General features: G+C 58.7%; 11 protein-coding genes. 4 read left to right on the plus strand and 7 right to left on the minus strand.

The annotated features are described in order from the left end of the window. Positions 1-18: 18 nt before the first annotated feature. The 3 genes from addA to tsaE are packed head-to-tail and all read right to left on the minus strand — an operon-like array spanning position 19 to position 7,129. Positions 19-3,621: a double-strand break repair helicase AddA gene (gene addA / locus CGLAMM_RS03505; RefSeq protein WP_418115346.1), complete on the minus strand. Its 3,603-nt coding sequence runs from the start codon at positions 3,619-3,621 to the stop codon at positions 19-21. After that, on the minus strand, positions 3,618-6,647 hold the full coding sequence (gene addB / locus CGLAMM_RS03510) for a double-strand break repair protein AddB (RefSeq protein WP_394819288.1): 3,030 nt from the start codon (positions 6,645-6,647) through the stop codon (positions 3,618-3,620). Before addB ends, addA begins: the two co-directional genes overlap by 4 nt. Beyond that, positions 6,644-7,129, minus strand: coding sequence for a tRNA (adenosine(37)-N6)-threonylcarbamoyltransferase complex ATPase subunit type 1 TsaE (tsaE, locus tag CGLAMM_RS03515; protein ID WP_394819287.1), 486 nt, complete (start codon positions 7,127-7,129; stop codon positions 6,644-6,646). Before tsaE ends, addB begins: the two co-directional genes overlap by 4 nt. 186 nt (positions 7,130-7,315) lie before the next feature. Here tsaE and CGLAMM_RS03520 point away from each other — a divergent pair, with 186 nt between their 5' ends. The 4 genes from CGLAMM_RS03520 (at position 7,316) to CGLAMM_RS03535 (ending at position 13,654) form a co-directional block, all read left to right on the plus strand. Next, positions 7,316-8,338 carry an NAD(P)/FAD-dependent oxidoreductase gene (locus CGLAMM_RS03520; RefSeq protein ID WP_394819286.1) on the plus strand — a complete coding sequence of 341 codons (1,023 nt, stop codon included), beginning with the start codon at positions 7,316-7,318 and terminating at the stop codon, positions 8,336-8,338. A gap of 72 nt (positions 8,339-8,410) precedes the next feature. Beyond that, positions 8,411-9,598 carry an alanine racemase gene (gene alr / locus CGLAMM_RS03525; protein WP_394819285.1) on the plus strand — a complete coding sequence of 396 codons (1,188 nt, stop codon included), beginning with the start codon at positions 8,411-8,413 and terminating at the stop codon, positions 9,596-9,598. Continuing rightward, positions 9,595-10,854 (plus strand): D-amino acid dehydrogenase, encoded by a 1,260-nt coding sequence (locus CGLAMM_RS03530; RefSeq protein WP_394819284.1) that lies wholly within the window; start codon positions 9,595-9,597, stop codon positions 10,852-10,854. Before alr ends, CGLAMM_RS03530 begins: the two co-directional genes overlap by 4 nt. Before the next feature lie 391 nt (positions 10,855-11,245). Further along, positions 11,246-13,654, plus strand: a complete 2,409-nt coding sequence (locus CGLAMM_RS03535) for a hypothetical protein (RefSeq protein WP_418115347.1) — start codon at positions 11,246-11,248, stop codon at positions 13,652-13,654. Here CGLAMM_RS03535 and CGLAMM_RS03540 read toward each other — a convergent pair. From CGLAMM_RS03540 to CGLAMM_RS03555, 4 genes are all read right to left on the minus strand, one after another. Further along, the gene (locus CGLAMM_RS03540) at positions 13,554-15,962 is read right to left on the minus strand and encodes a hypothetical protein (RefSeq protein WP_418115348.1); all 2,409 of its coding nucleotides are present in this window, start codon (positions 15,960-15,962) and stop codon (positions 13,554-13,556) included. The genes CGLAMM_RS03535 and CGLAMM_RS03540 overlap by 101 nt on opposite strands. Before the next feature lie 390 nt (positions 15,963-16,352). Beyond that, on the minus strand, positions 16,353-17,612 hold the full coding sequence (locus CGLAMM_RS03545; protein WP_394819284.1) for a D-amino acid dehydrogenase: 1,260 nt from the start codon (positions 17,610-17,612) through the stop codon (positions 16,353-16,355). Beyond that, entirely contained in the window at positions 17,609-17,974 is a 366-nt protein-coding gene (locus CGLAMM_RS03550) for an alanine racemase (RefSeq protein ID WP_418115367.1), read from the minus strand. Before CGLAMM_RS03550 ends, CGLAMM_RS03545 begins: the two co-directional genes overlap by 4 nt. Next, positions 17,922-18,422 (minus strand): alanine racemase (locus CGLAMM_RS03555; protein ID WP_471821726.1); only part of this gene is annotated, 501 nt, incomplete at its 5' end. The genes CGLAMM_RS03550 and CGLAMM_RS03555, both read right to left, overlap by 53 nt.

The following is an 18,422-nucleotide window of genomic DNA, read 5'->3' on the forward strand; positions in this document are numbered from 1 at the left end:
GGCGCTACGGAATGTCACTCAGAAATGAAGCATTTCAGGCGGTAAAATTGTCACGCGCGCCCCTTCCGTCCAAACGAGGGAGGCCACGATCTCCGCAGGATCATAGATCTGCTGCAATATCGCCGCATAGGCGGCCATTTGCCTGCGATAGGTTTCAGGCACGGCGTCAGGACGTTGGGGAGGCTTTTGATTGGTTTTGAAATCACAGATATAAAGTCGCCCTTTCGTAAAAGCATAGCGATCCACCTGCCCGACAATCACATTGTCCCCGACAAGCCCCGTTATCGTCTGCTCCGCCCTCGAGTGAGGTCCAAACAGAGGTTTCAATATCGGGTGGTCAATGACGCCTAACACGTCATCGGCCAGACGCGATCTTGTCGCCTCATCCAGGCCAAAACCGGTCTGACCCAGCCATCTGAGCGCGTGCGCCCGCCTCTCCGCCGCCGGCAGGTCCGGCAAAAACTGTAGTAAGCGATGCATAATCAAACCTCGGCGCAGCGCCTGCGCGCGCGGCCCGGGTGAAGTCATCTCCAGAGGGGAGCGCGAAGGCGGGGTCGGGCCAAAAACATTTCCGTCCGGTCGGCTCGGCGCCAGCGGGCGCACAATGCGCGGTTCAATCCCCGGAGGCTGTGGACGCCATAAGGGGGCCTGCCCGAAAATGGCGGGCAAAGGCGTCGAATCGGTATTAATGTCCGGCTCTGCGCCCACCTCGCGGCCCTCATCGGGCGCGCTGGCCCTGTCTTCATCGCGTTTCGACGGCGGTAAAATTTCGTGGATCAGGGTCTGCCCTGCCCAACCTTGTGCGAACTCTTTCTCACGCGTGAGTAATTGCGTAAATCCCTCGGCGCAGAGACCGTACCAGTCATCCGCCTCATGGCCTTTTTTACCTGGCTCCCATCCGCAGATGACAAGCCAATCCTTTGCGCGGGTCAGCGCAACGTAAAGCAGGCGGTGGCTCTCCTCCCGCACGGCTTTGACGCGTTCCGCCTTCGCCGCGGCAAGGGCGGAGGCGTGGCTGGCGCCGCTTACCGTCATGAAAGGCACGTCAGACGCGCCATCTTTTACGGTGATGTAACTCTCCTGCCCCCCGCCCTGTGGTGCCGTGTCCGGCAAAATGACGAGGCGGGACTGAAGGCCCTTCGAGGCGTGGACCGTCATAATGCGCACTGCGCTGCTCTCAGCCTCCGCATCGCGCGTCACCGCGCCGTCACTTTCCTGCAGCCAGGCGAGGAAACCCTGCATGGAGGGCGCATGCCCCGCATCATATTGCAGCGCCATTGTCATGAGGTCATCCAGCGCATCCCGCGCCTCAACCCCTAAACGCTTGAGGAAACGGGCGCGCCCGCCATAACGCCCTAACGCATCGGCGAGAATGTCATAAGGCGCCGCGAAATCGAGACGCGCCTGTAAGCCGGAAATCATTTCCCAAGCCAGGGTCCATTCGGGCCGCTCGTGATGGCGCGCCTGCAAAGTCACGATGAGCGGCCGGGCTCCCCGTCCGGCCGCCAAAGCCATCAGCGACTGATCGGAGAGATCACCCAGCGGCGACGTCAACACGGTGGCGAGTTTCAGATCGTCCTGCGGTAGAAGAAGCACCTCCGCAAGGGCGATCATGTCCTGCACGGCAAGCTGGTCGGTCAAGTTGGCACGGATAAGGGTCGCCACATCGATATTGGCGGATTTCAAAGCCCGCACCAATGCCCAGAGGAAGGGTGATCGACGCCGCACGAGGATCAGCACATCTCCCGGCTCAAGTGGCGGCTGGCCGGGGCGGGGCGCCCGGCCGAGATGTTCCCTCAGCCACGCGGCGATGGCATCCGCCATGCGTTGCGCGGTCAGGCGGGACGGGTTGGCCCGTGTGGCTGGCTTCCATGGGTCAATCGCGTCATCCTTCTCCGCACGCGGGAGTTTCGGCCAGATTTCGACACGGCCCCAATGTCCCCGCCGCGCCGGGCGATGGCGGGGTATGCCGGTTTCATCACCCGCATGAAACGCCGCCATCCCCTCCGCAGCCAGCGGGTTGGCGAAAACCGCATCGACAAGTTGCAGGACCGGCGCGCTGGAGCGGAACGACACGTCAAGACTGGGCGCACGCCATTTCTGGTTCGCCTGACGCACACGCGCACTGAAATCGGCGCGCGCATCCAGAAAAGCCTGCGGCTTCGCCCCTTGAAAGCTGAAAATGGACTGCTTGAAGTCACCCACCGCGAAAATCGTGCGCGGTCGTAGCGCGTGGCTTTCCCGCAGGGGCGCGCCGGAGAAAAAATCCTCCGTCAGGGCGCGGGCAATATCCCATTGCGCGGGCGATGTATCCTGAACCTCATCGAGCAGAAGGTGATCGATACCGCCATCAAGCCTGAAGAGCACCCAGGCCGCGCCGGGGTCCCGCAGGAGGTTCTGGGTCGCGGCGATGAGATCTTCATAATCGACCAGGCCACGCCGCGCCTTGTCACCATCGAGACGCCGCAGCGCGCCGAAAATCAAGGCAAGGCTGGTGATGGTTAAATGATAAACCTCATGAAGCTGGTACTGCCGCAACGCCTCAATAAAACGCTCAGCTTCGCTTACAATCACTGCAATCAGATGCGCATGTGATTCCTGGTATTTCTTGCTGGCATAAGCGACGGGTTTGAGAGGCGTATCCTTCACAGTCAATAAAACTTTGCGCCAGGCTTCGACGTCGCGCGCTTCCACCGGTGTGTTCAGCCACAACATCATCGCTTCAAGTCGCGCGCGTGCGGCCGGTGTCCCGAACGCGGCGAGCTGTTTCGCCGCGTCACGCAGCCCGGCTTCATCACGCGGCGTCAGGCAGGCTTCAAGCGCCATCAATAAATCGACATGTTCGAGCGATAAAAGACGCTGACAGGTCGTTTCCAGATCGTCCAACGTTGAGGACGACATGCGTCGGAACCCGCTCAAAGACCCGCGCGCACCATATAATTTTGCGGCAAACTCTTTGACCGAATTATATTCCCGCTTCTGGCTGAGCGCGGCAAAACCCTCTCCCGAACCCCTCGAAGCCGTCTCAAGAATTTCCGTTTCCAGCGCCTGATGAAGGGCGGAGGCGGTATCGGGATCTTCCATCAGCTGAAATTGCGGCGCGATGGCCGCCTCAAGCGGAAAACGTCTTAAAAGGGACTGGCAGAAAGCGTGGATCGTCCCGATCCGCATCCCGCCCGGGCAATCCAACACCTGCGCAAACAAGGCGCGCGCCGCGTCGCGCGTCGCCTCACTACATGGCACATCCAGCTTGCGCAATTCTTGATCCAGATTGTCATCAGACATTGTGACCCATCGCCCCAATACGGATTGAAGGCGCGTCGCCATCTCCGCAGCGGCGGCTTTTGTATAGGTCAGGCTTTGGATCCGCGCAGGGTCGATACCGGGGATAATCCGCATCTCGCCGGTCCGCGGGTCCGGTTCGGCCAGCGGCAACATCAGGCGCAGTAACCGGTCGATCAATAATTTGGTTTTGCCACTCCCTGCCGAGGCGGAAACGAAAACGGAAGCGCGCGGGTCAGAAGCATCGCGCTGAAGCCGCTCCGCCCGCGCGACAGCATCACCTACTGGCGCAGCATCATCGAGGCGAATATCGATCTCATCAGGCGGCGCCTCGTTCATTCATCTCCCTCCGCGCTGATGCGCCACTCCTTGACGCGGGCCAGATGGCCGTAATCATCAAAACGTGGCGCATATTCCGGATAAGGTTGTGCGATATAGGGCATATCCGGGTCATCATATCGCGCCACCCATTCTTCGAGCCGCCGCACGCGAGTTTCAGCTTCTTCGGCAATATCGCCCTCCGACCCGTTGGCAATGACGACGATGCGATCTGACGCCGCATTGCCGGAGACGCGCCAATACTCCAATGATGTGAAACCTTGTGCGGTGATGCCGTCAAAGGCACCTCGCAGGATCATCGCCGCCTCCAGCCAGAGTTGCGAGGCCCAGCCAGCATCTGCGTCCTTGCGCCTCGGCGGCTGGCCTGTTTTGTAATCAATCACGCAGACCTGCCCCAACCCATCGCGATCAATACGATCCGCGCGCGCTGTCAGATCAAACCCACCCTGCGGCGCGTCGAGACGCAATTTGCCGGCGGCTTCCCCCCAGGATTGCTCGGGGCGGAAGTCCCTGCCCGCCTCAAACGCCACGATCTCCTTCGCAATCAGCGTGAAGCGACCCCGCCACCAGGCCCGCATGGCAGGCCGCATGGGTGATCGCGCCAATTTCTCATGCAGCAAGCGTGTCAAATGGCCGACATCCCGCTTCCGGCCCTGGAGCCATTCCGCCAGAGCTTCATGCACGATAACGCCGATATCGGCCCGCCCCGGCGGGGCATTGATGGCGTCGAGCGGACGCAGTTTGAGGATATGTCGCGCATAGATGGCGTAAGGGTCACGCAGCCACGTATCGATTTCCGTGACGCTGAGGCGGCGGGGACGAAGCGGCACGGGTGGGCGCGGCGCAGGTTGCGCGGCGGGCGTTGTCGGCCCTTCCGGTTGATCGATCTGCATCTGCCATTGCCGCGCAGGATGCTGAGGCAGGGACTGACCGCGTCCTTCCAGGTAAGCGTGGATGCGCACCAGCCATCGTGATGGCACGGAAGGTGCATTTTCACGCCGCACAACATGGGACAGAACGACACGGGAGGCGCTGCACATCCCCGACACGAAATCGAACGCGCTCGCGCCAACATCATGTTCCGGCGCGGGTAGGCCGATTTTGAGGCGCATGGGTCGGCTCAACCAGGGGCTCGGCTCCGCGATGCGCGGCCATATCTGCTCTTCCAGCCCAGCCAGTACGGCGAGGTCAAAACGTTGCAGCCGCGCTTCAATGAGGCCGAGAATATAGACGCGCGGATGCAAAGCGCCCCCCTCCCGTCCGCGCAGAATATGCTGGCCCATCACAGATTGACCCTGCATGGATGCCGCAAGAAAGGCCGGGAGGGTCGCAAAACCCTGCGCGCCGAGCAGGTCAGTGAATTGCATCAGGCCGGAAAGATGCTCAGCCAGAGCATGCCCCGCTTCCCCGAACCATAAACGATCCGCCCCGTCCGTCTCCGTCGTACTGGCCAGAGCCTCCGCAACATTGATCAACCGCGTCAGCAAGGTCGGAAGCGGCGCATCCCCGCAGGTCAGAAGCGGATTGAGGATTTTCTCCAGGCGATCAATGAAGTCCTCCGGCGCAACGGGTTGATCAGGCCGATCCGCCAGTTCGGCTTCCCCATCGCCTTCATCGCGGCAGCGCAGGCGCAACCCTTCAAAACCTGGTGGCGGGGCCGGACCGCGCAGGACCATGCGTTCCAATTTGCGGGCACTTGCACGGCAGGCCCCCTGCGACAAGCCACAGGCTGAAAGCGGATGTTTCAGCAGCGCCAGTAAAGGGACCGGCGCCAGCTCTGACGCGACAGCTTCCGCAAGAAGGCGGATGAAAACGGCTGAGGGCGTCAAAGCAAGCGCCTCACCCGCACTATCATCCGCGACAATGCCGAAGCGCAGCAGCTCGACAGAAACACGGCGGGCGATCTGGCGGTCCGGCGTGATCAGGGCCACGCGATGACCGGGATGCTCAAGCGCCTCTCGCAGGATCATGGCAATCGCGCGGGCTTCCTGCTGCGGGTCTTCACAATTGAGACGCGATAGACCGGTCAGATCACAGGGTTGCGGGTCACGCATCCATTGCGCCACACCGGCTGCGGGTGTCATGGCGGCGCGCAGCATGGCAATCCGGCCTTCCGGGATCGCGTCGACCCACGGAAAACCCTGCGACCAAAGGGGAAGATCAGCTCTATCCACCCCGATCGCGTTCAGGATCGATTTCAGGCCAAATTGCGGGTGGCTTTCGGGGAGATTTGCCCAAAGCGCGTCCTCCAATGCCTGATCCAGACCCGGAAGCACCACGCAACCATTTGGCAGACGGGCGACCGTCGAGAGAAACATGCCGACGGAACTTGCAATATCCGTAAACCCGACAGCCCAGATCGGCAGGGTGGGTTGCGCCGCTTCCCACGCAGCCGTCATGACCCCGATGACATGATTCTGACGCGCCACCGGATTGGTGATACCCCCCTCCCTCAGATAATCCGGCCAGAACGCCGTGACGATTTTGAGGAAATCAAGGCAGCGCTGCCAATGCGCGGCGAATTCACCATCATCCGCTTCTGGCAATCGCGCGGCGAGGTCAATTTCCGCGCGCTCCGCATCATCCATGAGATCGGCGAGCGCCTGAGCGAGGCTCCAGGCCTGGTCCAGCCCCGGACGCACCGCAAATGCATCGCCTGACCTTAAAACCAGTGAAGATAACGCGGCCAGACGCTGCATTTTATCACATGCAGGCGGCAGAGTCAGAAGCGCGTCAAGGGCGGACCTTAATTCCGTGCCGGACCCGGTTGCAGGCAGATATTGCGGGCGGAGCGTGAACTCCATGATTTTTTCAAGTTCAGAGAACGGAACGATCCGCGGCAGTAACATGGCCTCGCCATCGCAGAGCCGCAGAAAAGCCTCGGAGATCTGCATGGCGGCGCGACGATTAGGGACGATGATGACGCCATCAGCCTCCCGATGCGCCGCCCCTTCCATGATGCGTTGCCAGTGAAACGCGACGACGTCAAAAAAACTGTCAGAAGCCGCGACCGCGACCACCCTCATGCCAGGCGCTCATGCCATCCGGAGATGATGATGTCACGCGGGCCATTCTCAATGGTTTTTGCCGTGTCCTTCACGCCATGCGCCTTTTCCGGCTCGGATAAATGAATGTGCAGGGCGTGGGCAGGCAGGTAGCGACCGGCTTTTTCCGGCCATTCCACCAGCATGATGGCCCCCTCATCGGCGTCCAGCCCGAGTTCCTGCATCGCATCCACAGCGTCGAGACGCCATAGATCGTAATGAACGATATCGCCCGATGGCAGGCTGTATAGCTGGACCAGCGCGAAAGTGGGGCTCGGCACATCCAGTTTCGCGTCACCCGCCCGGGCGCGGATGAAAGCCCGCGCGAAAACCGACTTCCCCACGCCCATTTCGCCATGAAGCGCGATGACGTCACCTGGCATCGTCACCTGCGCAACTTTCCGTGCGAGGGCTTCTGTTTCTTTCAAGCTGGCCACATGGTAGCGCAAGGGTTGTTCTGTCATTCTGCCTGCTTAACATGAATAAGATGATGATGCGCGTGCGTTGTGCCGCGAAATGGCCCGAAGCCGCACCCGCACCCCGCATGATGGTGAGAGGACGGACTCTCAATGCCTGACGCTTTAAGCCGAGACGATGCGTTCGGTTTCTGATAAGCAACGGCGGGGCACGATAGATAATAGGTGACAGACATGCCGCAAACACCCTTGGAGACTGACGTAGCCATTATCGGAGCCGGGCCGACAGCCCTCTTCGCGGCGTTTGAATGCAGCATGTTGCGCCTGAAAACATTGCTTATTGATGCGTTGGATGAGGTAGGCGGACAATGTGCGGCGCTCTATCCGGAAAAACCGATTTACGACATCCCCGCGCACCCCGCCATCACTGGCGGTGCGTTGATTGAATCCCTTGAGGCGCAGATCGCACCTTTTGACGTGCCGCGCCTTCTCGGACATCAGGTGACGACGCTCAGCGGCTATCGCGGCGCATTCCGCCTTGGCACGGATAAGGGCGCGCAGATCCACGCCAAGGCGATCATCATCGCCGCCGGCGCGGGTGCTTTCGGCCCAAACCGCCCACCTCTGGACGCGCTTGGCGATTATGAGAAAAGCGGCGCCGTGCGTTACTATGTGCGCCGCAAAGCTGATTTTACCGATAAAGATATTGTGATCGCAGGCGGTGGCGATTCGGCGTTGGACTGGGTGATTGAGCTTTCCGAAATCTGCCGGAAGATATATCTCGTGCATCGTCGCGACCGGTTTCGGGGCGCGCCGGAAACGCTGGCGCGGGTTGAGTCCTGCATTGCCTCCGGAAAGGTTGAAAAAATCGTTCCCTATCAGCTCCATGCGCTCTATGGCGAGGAAGGGAAACTGGCAGAGGTGGAGGTGATTGACCTTGAGGGGAAGACCCGCCGCCTCAACGCAACGCATCTTTTACCTTTTTACGGCCTCTCGACAGATCTCGGCCCGATTTTGGGATGGAACCTCGCTGTGACGCGGAACACATTGCCCGTCATGCCCGTCACCATGGAGACAAGCCAACCGGGGATTTTCGCGATCGGTGACGTCGCCAGTTATCCGGGCAAGCTCAAACTGATTCTGCAAGGTTTCAGTGAAGGTGCAATGGCCGCACACGCCATTTATCCTATTATTTATCCTGAGACAGCGTTGCATTTTGAGTATTCGACCAGTAAAGGCGTGCCTCAACCGGGGTGATGATGCGACATCAGGCGGGCGCTGACACCTTTAAGACTTAACAGAAAAATCTGGTTTTGCTACGGTATCGATATGAAGCACGCGGACCCGCCAAAAGAAAATGCCCCGATAACGGCCCTCTCCGCGCCCGATAATGGTGGCTTGTTGGAAATCAACCTCTCCGCCATTGGTGAGAATTACCAGCGTCTGGCAAGGGAAGTCGGCCCCTCGGTTGAAGTCGCTGCTGCCGTCAAGGCCAACGCATATGGACTCGGCGTTGCACAGGTCGTGCCCGCCCTATACGCGGCTGGATGCCGACGTTTTTTCGTCGCGACACGTGATGAAGCGCTTGAGCTTCGTCCGATCCTGGATCACTGCGCCGGCGGCCAAAGCGGTTCCGATAGCTTTATTCACCTCCTCAACGGGCCTTTTACGGAAGATGATGCCGCCCTGGCGGCGGCTCGCATCAGCCCGATCATCAACAGCCTCGCCCAGCTGACACGCTGGAAAAGCGTAATCGCCGCACATCAGGATGCCCCACCCTGCGTGCTGCAATTCGATACCGGCATGTCGCGCTACGGCATGTCGCTTGCGGAGGCGCAGCGTCTCGCGCGGGAGCCTGATCTTTTAAGCGGTGTTTCCGTCGCCTTCACGATGAGCCATCTCGCCAATGCCGATGCCGCATCCGATCCACACAATGCCGCCCAACTGGCAGCGTTCAAGGCCATTCTGGCCTGCCTCCCGCCCGGTCCCTCCTCCATTGCCGCCTCGAGCGGCATTTTTCTTGGGGAGCACTTTCATCGTGACGTGGTGCGCCCCGGTTACGCCCTTTATGGCGGCAACCCGACACCGGGCCGCCCGAACCCCATGAAGCCGGTGATCGCCCTCTATGCCCGGATGATTCAGGCACGGATCGTGCCGAAAGGTGCGGAAGTAGGATATGGCAGTACTTTCCGTGCCGCGCGTGAAAGCCGAATTGCGACGCTCGCCATCGGCTATGCGGACGGGCTTTTGCGCAGTGCTGGCGGAAAGATCTCCGTCGTGCATCCCGCCTTCCCCCAAATTGCCCTCCCCTGTGTTGGCCGCATATCGATGGACAGCATGGCCATTGACATCACGGATCTGCCGACGGCGGGCCTTGCGGAAAACACGCTGTTCGAAATCATTGGCCCGCACCGCCCTCTGGATGACGTCGCGGCCTCCCTCTCAACGATTGGCTATGAAGTGCTGACATCACTGGGCGCGCGGCATTTCCGCCTTTATCATGAGGACCGTTCATGAAAATTCTCATTCTCGGCGCTGGTGTGGTCGGCGTGACAACAGCTTGGTATCTGGCTGAGGAAGGCCATGACGTCACCATTATTGACCGTCAACCCGGCGTCGCGCTGGAAACATCCTATGGCAATGCAGGGCAGATCTCTCCAGGTTACGCGACACCCTGGGCCATGCCGGGCCTGCCTTTGAAAGCCGCGCGCTGGCTTCTGCAGAAGGAAAGCCCGCTCGTCATCCGCCCGGGCGCTCTGACGCCGATGGGTCTGCGTTTCATGATGCAGGTTCTGAGCAATTGCACACATCACGCTTACGACATCAATAAAGGCCGAATGCTGCGCATCGCGGAATATAGCCGCGACTGTCTCATAAAACTGCGTGAGAAGACGGGCATTCAATATGAAGGCCGCCAGAAGGGCCTGATCCAGCTCTTCCGCACGCAGGCGCAGATGGATCACGCGCAGGAGGATATGCGGCTTCTTGACGAAAACGGCGTGCCCCATGAGTTTTTGTCAATGCAGGAAATTCTGGCTCATGAGCCCGGGCTTGAGGGCGCGCGCGCGCGCCTGATGGGCGGGTTACGCCTGCCGGGTGATGAAAGCGGCGACTCTTTTCTATTCACGAAGCACCTTGCGGAAAAAGCGGCGGCGCGCGGCGTCAAATTTCGCTTCCGTGTGCAGATTGACGCACTCGACGCGGCCTCTGACGCGATTTATGGCGTGCGCACTTCTGAGGGGCGTCTGACGGCCGATGCGTATGTTCTTGCCATGGGAAGTTACGCGCCGCGCTTCCTCAAGCCGCTCAACATCAAAATGCCAGTCTACCCGGTAAAAGGTTATTCCCTGACAGCGCCGATCACCGACCCGACGCGTGTCCCGACGGCGACGGTCAATGATGAGAGTTTTAAAGTCGCGATCACCCGGTTTGATCAACGCGTGCGGATTGGCGGCACGGCAGAACTGACAGGCTACAGAACTCAGCTTTCACCCGATCGCCGGGCGACACTTGAGCGATCCTTCTCAGAACTTTTTGGCGGGGCTGATTTACGCCAGGCAACCTACTGGACGGGCCTGCGCCCCTGCACGCCGGACGGAACCCCCATCATCGGACCCGCAGGGCGCTACCGCAATTTATGGCTCAATGCCGGCCATGGCACATTGGGGTGGACGATGGCATGTGGCGCGGGCCAGCTACTGGCGCATCGTATCAGCGGGAAAAAAACGGAGATTCCTGCCTTGGATCTTTCGATTGATCGTTACACCGCCTGATCAACCAACCTCCTTCCTGAAATGACCCTTACTGTAAGGCGCGTGGCGGCGCGATTGCGCGCTGGTGAGTCATGCGTCGACGCCGCCTAAAAAAAGGCCGCCGCGCGCCATTTTAATCGGGATCAGCCAAGCTTAAAAAAACGCATCCTGAAGCGTGAACGCCACTTTATATCGTTCGCTCAAGTAATAGTGAGCTGTTATCGCATATAAATTAATAATGTGACGCATTCGGGGATATTGATATCATCAATGTGATTATTGTTTAAGATAATAGTTGTCAAAAAAAGACATCCACCCGCATTTTACCGAATCGGCCCATTTTTATATTGATTTAAACGGTCATGATGGGATTAAGATAATTTAACAATCAATTTAACGAAGCAGGATGCCCATGGATAATTTGCTGCCGCCCCCATCCCATTCCGCGCATCCCCTTTTTGATGAGCCATCGACGGCTTCGCCCCTCCCGCAGGGAGTGACGGATTTCCGCGTGACGTCCGCCCCCGTGAGTCCGCCTGACGCTGGAATGCGGCAAGATGCCCTTCCTGCCGCAAATGGCGGCACGCCGGTGCTGGACGTCATCGCGGCACGTCAGCAAACGGCGGATTATTTACGACACGTGTCAGGACGGGAGACGCTGCTGGCCGCGACCCAACTGGCGTCGACGCATCCGCCGACGGCCGCTCAAACGATCTTGTCATCTTTGACCAATGCGGGTCGGGGCGCTGCGGACCTTCTAGCGAACAGCGCATTGACTGTCGGCCGTGCTGACGCGCCTATCATACCGGTTGCATCAACGCTTACCTTCCTGACAAGCGACACGGCTTTGATGCAGCCCGCAGCAAAGCCCGTCACCGCGCCGGAACACGCACCCGCCACCGATAACCCGACATTGATCACATCTGATGACGCGTCTGACCTGCAATCCCGACCTTTGAAGCTGTCCACTTACGGTATGGACCTCGGGCCGATCTGGGTACCGGCGCCGGGCGGAGGATGGAGCACCGGTGGCGGGGATGGCGGATGGAATATCAGCATCGGGCCGATCAATCCCGTCATGCCGGGCTATTATCCCCCGCCTGTCAGGCTGCCCTCCCCCGTAGAGGTTCGCTGGAGCGACGCGCACTCACCCAATGCGATGGCCACTTACGGTAATATTTTCTTCGACGTCTTTGGTCGCTACGCGTCAGATGTTGATCTGAACTGGGCCGCCCAGCAGGTCGGCAATGGATGGACGATCGAACAATATCGTTGGGATCAGTCGCACACTGTGACGGCCCTCAATATTTATCGCGGCGTTTTCCGCGATGTTCATGGACGTGACGCGGCCCAGGTGGACGTCGATTTCGCATCACAGAAAATCGGCTATGGCGCGTCCCTCCAGCAATATCGTTGGGACGAGGCCCATAATGATGAGGCTCTTGGACGGGAATATAAGGCTGTCTTCAGAAGCGTGCATGGACGCGATGCGCAGCAGGTCGATATTGACTTCGCGGCCCAGAAAATTGGCTATGGCGCGTCTCTCCAGCAATATCGCTGGGATGAGGCCCATAATGACGAGGCTCTCGGACGGGAATATAAAGCTGTCTTCAAAAGCGTTCACGGACGCGAAGCGCAACAGGTCGATATCGACTTCGCGGCCCAGAAAATCGGCTATGGCGCTTCCCTGGAGCAGTATCGCTGGGACGAAGCCCATAATAATGAGGCCCTCGGACGGGAATATAAGGCCGTCTTCAAAAGCGTCCATGGACGGGACCCGGCGCAATCTGACCTGGACTTCGCCGCGAAGCGGATCGGCACCGATACGTCCCTGGAGCAATATCGCTGGGATGAAGCGCATGGCGATTATGCGCGCGATAATTACGCGAAGCTCTTCAAGGAGATTCACGGGCGTGATCCGGCGCCTTCCGATCTGGACTTTGCCGCAAAGCGAATGGGCACGGATACGTCCCTGCAACAATATCGTTGGGATGAAGCGCATGGCGACTATGCGCGCGATAATTACGCGAAACTTTTTAAAGATATTCACGGGCGCGACGCGACGGCCGCCGACATTGATAATGTCGCGAAACGCATCGGTACGGATACATCCTGGCAGCAATATCGATTGGAGGAGGCGCGCAGTCCTGACACGCTTGCAAACATCCAACGATCTTACCAGCAAATATACATGTACGGCGCCTCATCTGCCGAAATTGACGCCATCGCACAGAAAATTGCCGATGGCGCATCCTGGCAGCAATATTGGAAGGACGAGGCAAACAGCCCTGCCGCACGTGCGGGTTATGCGAACGCCTATAAAAACATTCACGCGCATGACCCATCTCAAGCCGATATTGATTGGGCCGCCGAGCAGATCAGCAATGGTTATTCCCTCAAGGATTATCGCACGATAGAGGCCCGCAACGCCGAATCAACGCGCGCCATCACCTCTATCAGTCAGGAGGTAAGTGGCGCAGCGCCAACAGAAGCGCAGCTTGAACAAGCGCGGTATGACCTGGGAGGCGGGTGGGGCCTCGATAACGTCAGGATCAAACTCGCTTATTCCCCCGAGACAGCGAGTCGTCTGTCCAAACTCTATGATGACGCTGTCGCAAGCCTTGGTGACACGTATCGCGATACGATCACGGTCGGACGCGAGGTATTTGTCAAAACGCTACAATATGCTGCAGCAAACAAAGAAGTTATTTTCGAAAACATCACTGCGGCTGCCTTAGCAAGATGGATTCCACGCCCGACGCAAATATTGCGCAATATTTGCGTCGGGCTGGAATCCATCTTGCTAAGGCAGCCGCAGTGATGTTTTCGAAAATAACTTCTTTGTTTGCTGCAGCATATTGTAGCGTTTTGACAAATACCTCGCGTCCGACCGTGATCGTATCGCGATACGTGTCACCAAGGCTTGCGACAGCGTCATCATAGAGTTTGGACAGACGACTCGCTGTCTCGGGGGAATAAGCGAGTTTGATCCTGACGTTATCGAGGCCCCACCCGCCTCCCAGGTCATACCGCGCTTGTTCAAGCTGCGCTTCTGTTGGCGCTGCGCCACTTACCTCCTGACTGATAGAGGTGATGGCGCGCGTTGATTCGGCGTTGCGGGCCTCTATCGTGCGATAATCCTTGAGGGAATAACCATTGCTGATCTGCTCGGCGGCCCAATCAATATCGGCTTGAGATGGGTCATGCGCGTGAATGTTTTTATAGGCGTTCGCATAACCCGCACGTGCGGCAGGGCTGTTTGCCTCGTCCTTCCAATATTGCTGCCAGGATGCGCCATCGGCAATTTTCTGTGCGATGGCGTCAATTTCGGCAGATGAGGCGCCGTACATGTATATTTGCTGGTAAGATCGTTGGATGTTTGCAAGCGTGTCAGGACTGCGCGCCTCCTCCAATCGATATTGCTGCCAGGATGTATCCGTACCGATGCGTTTCGCGACATTATCAATGTCGGCGGCCGTCGCGTCGCGCCCGTGAATATCTTTAAAAAGTTTCGCGTAATTATCGCGCGCATAGTCGCCATGCGCTTCATCCCAACGATATTGTTGCAGGGACGTATCCGTGCCCATTCGCTTTGCGGCAAAGTCCAGATCGGAAGGCGCCGGATCACGCCCGTGAATCTCCTTGAAGAGCTTCGCGTAATTATCGCGCGCATAATCGCCATGCGCTTCATCCCAGCGATATTGCTCCAGGGACGTATCGGTGCCGATCCGCTTCGCGGCGAAGTCCAGGTCAGATTGCGCCGGGTCCCGTCCATGGACGCTTTTGAAGACGGCCTTATATTCCCGTCCGAGGGCCTCATTATTATGGGCTTCGTCCCAGCGATACTGCTCCAGGGAAGCGCCATAGCCGATTTTCTGGGCCGCGAAGTCGATATCGACCTGTTGCGCTTCGCGTCCGTGAACGCTTTTGAAGACAGCTTTATATTCCCGTCCGAGAGCCTCGTCATTATGGGCCTCATCCCAGCGATATTGCTGGAGAGACGCGCCATAGCCAATTTTCTGGGCCGCGAAGTCAATATCGACCTGCTGCGCATCGCGTCCATGCACGCTTCTGAAGACAGCCTTATATTCCCGTCCAAGAGCCTCATCATTATGGGCCTCGTCCCAACGATATTGCTGGAGGGACGCGCCATAGCCGATTTTCTGTGATGCGAAATCGACGTCCACCTGGGCCGCGTCACGTCCATGAACATCGCGGAAAACGCCGCGATAAATATTGAGGGCCGTCACAGTGTGCGACTGATCCCAACGATATTGTTCGATCGTCCATCCATTGCCGACCTGCTGGGCGGCCCAGTTCAGATCAACATCTGACGCGTAGCGACCAAAGACGTCGAAGAAAATATTACCGTAAGTGGCCATCGCATTGGGTGAGTGCGCGTCGCTCCAGCGAACCTCTACGGGGGAGGGCAGCCTGACAGGCGGGGGATAATAGCCCGGCATGACGGGATTGATCGGCCCGATGCTGATATTCCATCCGCCATCCCCGCCACCGGTGCTCCATCCTCCGCCCGGCGCCGGTACCCAGATCGGCCCGAGGTCCATACCGTAAGTGGACAGCTTCAAAGGTCGGGATTGCAGGTCAGACGCGTCATCAGATGTGATCAATGTCGGGTTATCGGTGGCGGGTGCGTGTTCCGGCGCGGTGACGGGCTTTGCTGCGGGCTGCATCAAAGCCGTGTCGCTTGTCAGGAAGGTAAGCGTTGATGCAACCGGTATGATAGGCGCGTCAGCACGGCCGACAGTCAATGCGCTGTTCGCTAGAAGGTCCGCAGCGCCCCGACCCGCATTGGTCAAAGATGACAAGATCGTTTGAGCGGCCGTCGGCGGATGCGTCGACGCCAGTTGGGTCGCGGCCAGCAGCGTCTCCCGTCCTGACACGTGTCGTAAATAATCCGCCGTTTGCTGACGTGCCGCGATGACGTCCAGCACCGGCGTGCCGCCATTTGCGGCAGGAAGGGCATCTTGCCGCATTCCAGCGTCAGGCGGACTCACGGGGGCGGACGTCACGCGGAAATCCGTCACTCCCTGCGGGAGGGGCGAAGCCGTCGATGGCTCATCAAAAAGGGGATGCGCGGAATGGGATGGGGGCGGCAGCAAATTATCCATGGGCATCCTGCTTCGTTAAATTGATTGTTAAATTATCTTAATCCCATCATGACCGTTTAAATCAATATAAAAATGGGCCGATTCGGTAAAATGCGGGTGGATGTCTTTTTTGACAACTATTATCTTAAACAATAATCACATTGATGATATCAATATCCCCGAATGCGTCACATTATTAATTTATATGCGATAACAGCTCACTATTACTTGAGCGAACGATATAAAGTGGCGTTCACGCTTCAGGATGCGTTTTTTTAAGCTTGGCTGATCCCGATTAAAATGGCGCGCGGCGGCCTTTTTTTAGGCGGCGTCGACGCATGACTCACCAGCGCGCAATCGCGCCGCCACGCGCCTTACAGTAAGGGTCATTTCAGGAAGGAGGTTGGTTGATCAGGCGGTGTAACGATCAATCGAAAGATCCAAGGCAGGAATCTCCGTTTTTTTCCCGCTGATACGATGCGCCAGTAGCTGGCCCGCGCCACATGCCATCGTCCACCCCAATGTGCCATGGCCGGCATTGAGCCATAAATTGCGGTAGCGCCCTGCGGGTCCGATGATGGGGGTTCCGTCCGGCGTGCAGGGGCGCAGGCCCGTCCAGTAGGTTGCCTGGCGTAAATCAGCCCCGCCAAAAAGTTCTGAGAAGGATCGCTCAAGTGTCGCCCGGCGATCGGGTGAAAGCTGAGTTCTGTAGCCTGTCAGTTCTGCCGTGCCGCCAATCCGCACGCGTTGATCAAACCGGGTGATCGCGACTTTAAAACTCTCATCATTGACCGTCGCCGTCGGGACACGCGTCGGGTCGGTGATCGGCGCTGTCAGGGAATAACCTTTTACCGGGTAGACTGGCATTTTGATGTTGAGCGGCTTGAGGAAGCGCGGCGCGTAACTTCCCATGGCAAGAACATACGCATCGGCCGTCAGACGCCCCTCAGAAGTGCGCACGCCATAAATCGCGTCAGAGGCCGCGTCGAGTGCGTCAATCTGCACACGGAAGCGAAATTTGACGCCGCGCGCCGCCGCTTTTTCCGCAAGGTGCTTCGTGAATAGAAAAGAGTCGCCGCTTTCATCACCCGGCAGGCGTAACCCGCCCATCAGGCGCGCGCGCGCGCCCTCAAGCCCGGGCTCATGAGCCAGAATTTCCTGCATTGACAAAAACTCATGGGGCACGCCGTTTTCGTCAAGAAGCCGCATATCCTCCTGCGCGTGATCCATCTGCGCCTGCGTGCGGAAGAGCTGGATCAGGCCCTTCTGGCGGCCTTCATATTGAATGCCCGTCTTCTCACGCAGTTTTATGAGACAGTCGCGGCTATATTCCGCGATGCGCAGCATTCGGCCTTTATTGATGTCGTAAGCGTGATGTGTGCAATTGCTCAGAACCTGCATCATGAAACGCAGACCCATCGGCGTCAGAGCGCCCGGGCGGATGACGAGCGGGCTTTCCTTCTGCAGAAGCCAGCGCGCGGCTTTCAAAGGCAGGCCCGGCATGGCCCAGGGTGTCGCGTAACCTGGAGAGATCTGCCCTGCATTGCCATAGGATGTTTCCAGCGCGACGCCGGGTTGACGGTCAATAATGGTGACGTCATGGCCTTCCTCAGCCAGATACCAAGCTGTTGTCACGCCGACCACACCAGCGCCGAGAATGAGAATTTTCATGAACGGTCCTCATGATAAAGGCGGAAATGCCGCGCGCCCAGTGATGTCAGCACTTCATAGCCAATCGTTGAGAGGGAGGCCGCGACGTCATCCAGAGGGCGGTGCGGGCCAATGATTTCGAACAGCGTGTTTTCCGCAAGGCCCGCCGTCGGCAGATCCGTGATGTCAATGGCCATGCTGTCCATCGATATGCGGCCAACACAGGGGAGGGCAATTTGGGGGAAGGCGGGATGCACGACGGAGATCTTTCCGCCAGCACTGCGCAAAAGCCCGTCCGCATAGCCGATGGCGAGCGTCGCAATTCGGCTTTCACGCGCGGCACGGAAAGTACTGCCATATCCTACTTCCGCACCTTTCGGCACGATCCGTGCCTGAATCATCCGGGCATAGAGGGCGATCACCGGCTTCATGGGTTCGGGCGGCCCGGTGTCGGGTTGCCGCCATAAAGGGCGTAACCGGGGCGCACCACGTCACGATGAAAGTGCTCCCCAAGAAAAATGCCGCTCGAGGCGGCAATGGAGGAGGGACCGGGCGGGAGGCAGGCCAGAATGGCCTTGAACGCTGCCAGTTGGGCGCATTGTGTGGATCGGATGCGGCATCGGCATTGGCGAGATGGCTCATCGTGAAGGCGACGGAAACACCGCTTAAAAGATCAGGCTCCCGCGCGAGACGCTGCGCCTCCGCAAGCGACATGCCGTAGCGCGACATGCCGGTATCGAATTGCAGCACGCAGGGTGGGGCATCCTGATGTGCGGCGATTACGCTTTTCCAGCGTGTCAGCTGGGCGAGGCTGTTGATGATCGGGCTGAT

Origin of the sequence: Sorlinia euscelidii, from assembly GCF_036452135.1 — a bacterium.
Taxonomy (GTDB): domain Bacteria; phylum Pseudomonadota; class Alphaproteobacteria; order Acetobacterales; family Acetobacteraceae; genus Sorlinia; species Sorlinia euscelidii.